This is a genomic window from Bacteroides sp. 4_1_36, from assembly GCF_003466325.1.
Lineage (GTDB): Bacteria > Bacteroidota > Bacteroidia > Bacteroidales > Bacteroidaceae > Bacteroides > Bacteroides uniformis.
Genome location: NZ_QSOX01000047.1, coordinates 457 through 4,595, shown reverse-complemented (window position 1 = coordinate 4,595; position 4,139 = coordinate 457). Strand labels below are relative to the sequence as shown.

The 4,139-nt window shown below is 35.8% G+C and carries 3 protein-coding genes and 2 pseudogenes; all 5 read right to left on the bottom strand.

From position 1 onward, the window contains the following. Positions 1–407: pseudogene (locus DXD65_RS20670) on the bottom strand (RHS repeat-associated core domain-containing protein); the annotation flags it as partial. 154 nt (positions 408–561) lie between these two features. Beyond that, on the bottom strand, positions 562–1,479 hold the full coding sequence (locus DXD65_RS20665; RefSeq protein WP_057254481.1) for a hypothetical protein: 918 nt from the start codon (positions 1,477–1,479) through the stop codon (positions 562–564). Between the two features lie 650 nt (positions 1,480–2,129). Next, a pseudogene (locus DXD65_RS20660) lies at positions 2,130–2,852 on the bottom strand (RHS repeat domain-containing protein); the annotation flags it as partial. Positions 2,853–3,034: 182 nt separating this feature from the next. Continuing rightward, complete coding sequence (locus DXD65_RS20655; RefSeq protein WP_008662344.1) at positions 3,035–3,613, bottom strand: hypothetical protein; 579 nt, start codon at positions 3,611–3,613, stop codon at positions 3,035–3,037. Then, positions 3,576–4,139: M91 family zinc metallopeptidase (locus DXD65_RS21410; RefSeq protein WP_233556168.1), on the bottom strand; the 564-nt coding region annotated here is incomplete at its 5' end. The genes DXD65_RS21410 and DXD65_RS20655, both read right to left, overlap by 38 nt.

The following is a 4,139-nucleotide window of genomic DNA, read 5'->3' as shown; positions in this document are numbered from 1 at the left end:
ATTTCCATATATCCCGCACCGGGAAGCTTCTTCCAGATACAGCGGTTGCGTCCGTCGTACTTGTACTGGAAGGCATACTGGTCGAGATTGGCCGAGCTCTGATACATGGGCTGCAACACAAAGCAGAGGTTGCCTTTGTCGTCATACACATAGTAGGTATCGTGCGTTTCGCTGCCTTTCATCTGACGCGTCAATACAACATGTCCCATCTTGTCGGTGAAGGTGTAGCTCGCGTTCAAGTCTTCATCGGTGGTTTTAACAACCGAAAGCTGACCGGAAGCACAGCCGCCGTTGCTCGTCAGTGCGCCTGCACTGCTTACACTATAGTTGATGCAGTTCAACTGCGCGTTAGCCGTACTGTTGCCCAGATAGTCCGTATTGACGGAATGACTGCGACAAGCGTACATGACCTCAATTACCTTAACGATGTCAGAGAGGATATCACGACTGCATGATACTCGGTGACAAGGGTTATCGGATGCTTACGGTACAACGGAATCAGAATCGCTTGGTTTTTGGAGGCAGATTACACTGGATTTTCCATATGGTACCTATCTCCTTTTAGTTGGCATGATAATATAGCCAAGCTAAAGATAAACATTCTATACTTTTAAGCAAAGTTTCATTATTTCGTTTGAAGAAACTCTTTAAAACATACATAATTGGAATAAATGAGTTGTTGATTTGGTAAAAAACGTAATTTTCACCTTTTACAAAAAGAAAATCATATTCTTTATGATAACTTCTATCCACTTCTATCAGATATAGAGATTCTTTCTTCGTATTAAATACTTTGTAAACCTTATATGGAAAATCTTTTCCATAAGATGTTTGAATCCATTGAGTTATTTGTTCACTATCTTCATTTTTAATTTTTTTCACCAAAAACAAAGAAGCGGTTGGGTTGTATGTTGGACAATACGCATTGGAATGTTGCCAATAATCAAAATCTTTCATTTTAAAAACATGAACCCAATTTACAATATTATAATAGTATTTAGTTTGCCCTATTAACTCGTGTTTAAGTTCTATTCCTTCTTTAGAAGCATATTGCAAAAGGTTATACATAGAGTGAATAACGGAAGTATAAACAGAACTATCCTGCTGTGACAGATGCATGATTTTTAATATTGCCAAGGGTAGATAACCGTAACTATATAGAAAATAATCATTCTTATGCTTTATTGCAATTCCTAAAGGAGAATAAGAAAGTTGAGATGGGAAAGAGAACAGGTAAGTATCTATCTTTAAATCTTTGGAATTTATAGAATTTATGATAAAAAAAGATGCTGCATCATACGTGTCTTGTTGAGCATCTTTATCAACATATTTTAATTCCTGTGCATAATGCAACACTTTCATATTTAATAATGAATCTGGCACAATGGCAGTTAATTTTATCGTTCCCATGCTTGCCTTTTCTTGTGAAAAAGCAGAAATAGAGAATAATAGAAATATGAATAATATTCTTTCTTTCATCTTTAATAATTTGAAGTACGGACAGAGATACAATATTTAGAAGTATTTCAAATTATAGTATCTCTGCCGTTTTGTCAACTTTTATGCTAAAGAAATCGAATATTTCGATTCTTATCCTTCATTTTGCACAAAATCCACTAATGCTTTATCTTTTTTATATATTCAATTTCTTTTAATATAGGATTTTGTTCTCGTTTAGATTTATCGGGCTGGCCTACATGATTTGAATATTTATCTAAAGCATGTACACTCTCATGAGTTCCTGTAGCTCCTATAACATCATCTAAAGTTATGTTACTAAGTTGATCTATATTTAGATTTTCTCTATAACGCTTCACTATTTCTCCTTGTTTTGCATAAGGAATAATGTTTGCTATATCCTTTATGATTTCCATATAAAGAGTTATTTTCGCTTTTGTTATATTGCCATTCTCATCACCTGTAATACTAGTTACTCCTATGCGACCGGAATTATTATCGTCTTTAGAACTTAATGTAATTGTAATAGGATAATCAGACCACATCATTTTTTCGAATTGGGTTTGCCCAATACTATTTCTCATCATTGCATTACCTACCCTTTTAACATCCGGCGTTGCGTTTGAGGACCATTCATTATTTTGATAAGTAATGGCTTTTCCATTAATATCTATAATTGAATCACCTTTTACATCAATATGTTTAACCGGATTATTCGCCCCATACTGATACGGAGACATCGAATGATACTTCTCAGCAAATCTGTCATTTGTCGTAAACCTCCCCAACGCCGCATCATAATGCCTTGCACCGTAGTCATACCAGTTCAACCCTTTCTTCGCATCAAGCTCCTTGCCGTTATACTTGTAAGGCTGCACATTGCCTGTACTTGCAAACACACCACCGAACGGATAGTAATGGTTCGTCTCCTCTACAGTGCCGCTCTGGTTGATGACTACCCGGTTGTTCCCCTGGTGCAAGTAGTAATGATACTTGCCGTCGCTCAAAGTAACATAGCCCTCATCGGTCAGCAACAACTTCCGAACACCGTTCTCATAGACCACGTTTCCGCAATAGTCCGTCGTGGTGGTAGTACTGCCTGTCTTATGGACAGTTTTCAGCTTCGTGCCGTCGGCACCGTATGTATGACTTATCCTACTGCCGTCACTGAAAGTCACCGTACTTGGCAAATTTAAGCAATTATACGATATGTTGCTAATTCCCTTGTTCAAATCTTTAGTTAAATTTCCATTGGCATCGTAGGCGTACTCATTTGCCTGCTTCACGGCATCTTTGAACTCGAAACCGCCACCGTAGGCAGAAGCCGCTACCGCATCGTCCACACGGGTCGGGCGGTTGCCCGCAAACGTGAAGGTGAGGTTTTCAATCAGACCGTCGTAAGTGAGCTTAGAAATTCTTATCATAGAAATAATACTATATGAAATTCCCTGCCTACATCGCTGTATGTAAGCAGGGAATCATTTAGATTATTGAATCAGAAGATTCTGATATTCAGAAGTAGTAAACAAATAACATCCGTTACAACAAAATTTATCTGATTACTAAACTATAATTTCTAATTTTTGAGAGTAGCGCTTCTATTTATATATATATCACCTGATTCACAATCTCTTCTAACAGATAAACCATGTTGCAATAATACATAAATAACATACCTTTGTTCCGATAAACTTAATACACTATTCTCATTATAACACGGAGTAAACCATATATCATCAAAATAAGCTGAAAACAAACCTTTTATTCCTTCACGTTTACAAATAGAATCTATACGATATTCCGGAACAACGACATAGTCTTTCAATTGTATATACGAGAGACTGTCCATTATTAAAGTGTCTTTATCAGATAACTTGATAAAATTTTCATAAAAAGGTTTCGTTATATAGTCCTCTTCATCTATAACTGATACCAATTCAATCTCATCTAATACAACCTTACAAATAGAATCATGCCACGCTATATTAGTTGTTATCATACAAGGCGCAGTAGTAATTAAGTTATTAGAATCTATCGTAGCTTTTTCAGAATAATCATACTTTATGTATAAATATAAAGATATCCCTCCGATAATAATTACTATTAAAATCAGCATCCTACTCCAATAATTCTTTCGGTACTTTTTGGGTTCCATACATCGTTCTTTTAGGTTCACCTATTACTTTTCTTATTCGGTTCTCGGTATTGATAGCGCGTATATCCATTAATAAAATACCGTTTTTCGTCCTTTCATAAGTAGCCACCTTCTTATCAACATCAAATGAATGTTGAAGTTCATGAGCTAAACCTATTCTTGGTGTTCTCATGTCGCTGTCATTTCGGCCTCTTCTCCGATTATAGGGGTTATAATAAATTTCACTACCTTGTGAAATATTCTTTTTTACCTTGTCTGCATTAAACCCAGTAGAGTTATACTCTCCTTTTTTAGGCATTGTGATATAATGTATATTCTTACTCTCTTCTAATTTTCCAATAATATCAGCTACCTTTTTATCATCTTGTTTAAGTTGGAAAAGATCTGCTTTTACATCTTTTTGGAATTTTGTATCATACCCAAAGAGCACTTTTATCTGATCAATTATTCCATTCGCATTAGGTTTAATAATTATGCTATCCCCATTCACATCAATATTCCCAACTGGACTATTCGCCCCATACTG

Coding starts and splice junctions, on each gene's coding strand:
- DXD65_RS20665 (WP_057254481.1), bottom strand. CDS start 1,479: ATGAAAGAAAGAATATTATTCATATTTCTATTATTCTCTATTTCTGCT.
- DXD65_RS20655 (WP_008662344.1), bottom strand. CDS start 3,613: ATGGAACCCAAAAAGTACCGAAAGAATTATTGGAGTAGGATGCTGATT.